The sequence below is a fragment of the Bacteroidales bacterium genome, assembly GCA_018334875.1.
Taxonomy (GTDB): Bacteria; Bacteroidota; Bacteroidia; order Bacteroidales; family UBA12077; genus JAGXLC01.
On record JAGXLC010000238.1, the window covers coordinates 1 to 2,374 of the forward strand.

General features: G+C 39.5%; 3 protein-coding genes. 2 read left to right on the forward strand and 1 reads right to left on the reverse strand.

Annotated elements, in window-relative coordinates; translation table 11 throughout:
* Window positions 1-382: 382 nt before the first annotated feature.
* Window positions 383-1,027 (reverse strand): HAD-IA family hydrolase, encoded by a 645-nt coding sequence (locus KGY70_15220; protein MBS3776545.1) that lies wholly within the window; start codon window positions 1,025-1,027, stop codon window positions 383-385.
* A 239-nt stretch (window positions 1,028-1,266) separates the two neighbouring features.
* On the opposite strand from KGY70_15220, the gene KGY70_15225 reads away from it, so the two are divergent.
* Both KGY70_15225 and KGY70_15230 read left to right on the forward strand, forming a co-directional pair.
* Entirely contained in the window at window positions 1,267-1,509 is a 243-nt protein-coding gene (locus tag KGY70_15225; GenBank protein MBS3776546.1) for a UPF0175 family protein, read from the forward strand.
* Entirely contained in the window at window positions 1,487-1,942 is a 456-nt protein-coding gene (locus KGY70_15230) for a DUF3368 domain-containing protein (protein ID MBS3776547.1), read from the forward strand. Before KGY70_15225 ends, KGY70_15230 begins: the two co-directional genes overlap by 23 nt.
* Window positions 1,943-2,374 lie beyond the last annotated feature (432 nt).

A 2,374-nucleotide genomic window follows, 5' to 3' on the forward strand; every position in this document is an offset into this window, starting at 1 on the left:
ATGCACGAATGAAAACTTTATTCGTGTATTCGTGGCTTTTTTGACATAACGTCTGCCGGCTGGCATTCGGTAACATAATACATTCTAATAGAATGGAATTCTTTACTGTATATTAAGCGCCCTGCTTTACCAGCAGGCAAGCAATACGACAAATTCCAAATCACAAACACCTGCCCCGCGGCAGGCGGGGAATTCCAATAATCAATTTCAAATGACCAAAACACACCGTTCTAAAGTTACCAGACCTGTATTCTGGCGCGTTTGAAATTTCGGTAATTGTTATTTGGATATTGTTTGATATTTGTTGATTGTTATTTGGAATTTCTAAATGTGACTTTGGTGATAGCCCTGCATATTATAGCGTAACATATATTCCCTCCTCTCACCATTCCAGGACCTCATCGGGTGCTTCGGCAAGGTTAGCGGCTTGCCAGTCGGCTTTGTTAAGATCTTCAGCGCTGAAGGAGGTAGTTAAGGCCAGGCACCTGGCTCCGGCTCTTTTGGCAGCCTCTACCCCGCTGACGGCATCTTCCACCACCAGGCAATCTTCGGGGTTCAGCCCCATCTTTTGGGCGGCTGACTGGAAGATATCGGGCGCCGGTTTTTTGTGTTCCACTTCCAGCCCGTTGACAGTGGCGGTGAACGATTCTTTGGGAATGCCGATATTTTTGAGGTTGATCTCCATTTTCACCTCATCGGCACTGGTGGCAACGGCTGATTTTAAGCCCCTGTCACGGATCTTTTTCATAAAATCAAATACGCCCGGCAGCGGTTCCAGCTTTCCTTCGGTGATCTCCCCGTATATCTGATAGGTCAGGGCCTTGACCTCATCAATGTCAACAGGAAAGTTGTATTTTTCCGCCACCTTCCCGATATAGGCGTTTTCGCCCTGCCCGACAAAAGGTTTAAAATCCTCCGGTTGTACGGTAAGGCCTTTGCGTTTGAACATTTCTATGGCTGCCTCGCAGATGTATTGTTCCGAGTCCACCAGGACGCCGTCCATGTCGAATATAACTCCTTTGATCATGGTTATCGTGTTTGTTTCATTTAATGTGAAGGATCCTTATTCTGGCATAATTCAATTGATACGCGGCTAAGTTAAAAAAAAATCGGTTTAATGTGATTGGTAGATTCTGTTCATCTCTTAATAACCTTTCCTTTGATTATAGCATACCTTTTCCTTCATTTGTACGTTTTTCAATTAATATACGCATTGTAATGTTGACGGATTCCAAAAATTTAAATACTTTTGAGAAAACAAGTAATATGAGAACAATTAAATTAGAAATACCGGATAATGTTGATTTAAATGATCGGGAAGCAAAAATGCTCCTTGCATCCCGATTATATGAAAAAGGAAAACTCTCCTTAGGTCAGGCTGCTAAATTGGTGGGGCTATCCAAAACAACTTTTATGGAACTTCTGGGGGATTATGATGTATCTATACTTAATTACCCACCTTCTGAACTGAATAATGATATAAAAAATGCCAGGGATTACAGTATCTGATACCAGCAGTTTAATTGTGTTAAATAAAATTCGCCGGTTAGAAATACTACAAAAACTTTTCGGTCATATTATCATAACTCAAAAAATAGCAGAGGAATTTAATAATCCCTTACCCAATTTTATCTCGATACAGAATCCAAAGGATAAAAATTACCAAAAAATACTCGAAAGTTTTCTGGATGAAGGAGAAGCCAGTACCATTGCGCTTATGATGGAAACAGATAATTCTCTCCTTATTATTGATGATCTCAAAGGCAGACGGCAGGCAAAATCACTTGGTTTAAATTATACTGGTATTATTGGCATTTTGGTTATAGCAAAGGAAAGAGAAATTATTAGCTCCTTTTCAGAGATTTTAGATGAAATTAAAAAAACGGATTTTAGATTAAGCCCACAATTGATTGAAGAAGCAAAAAGAAAATGTGGCGAATAAGTTAAGAATTAAAATCAAAACCTTATTTTCGTTATCTTGGACCTTAATAGCCAGAAATCACACACCAAAACGGACCTTATTACCTTATTAACGGATAATTTTGGAAACAGTCAGTTACTGAAAATAAAGTAATAAGGTTGGGGAATGAGAGGTGATTTACTGGCTATTAAGGTTTAATATAGAACAGAATAAGGTTTTTACATTTATTGAATTAAACTTTAATCAAATTTGAAGGCCTCCGTCTTTTTTAGACGAGAAATGTATTCCCGTTATTAGCATCTGCTGTCTTTGGGCAGCGAACCGTCGATTTCTGAATTGAACCTGTCCGGGTTTGAATTGGCTCGTTCACGTTTTGAAATGGGAATGGCGGTGTTTAAATTGTATCTGTCGCTTGTTGAATTGGGTCGGGCAGCCATTGAATTGCATCGGTCG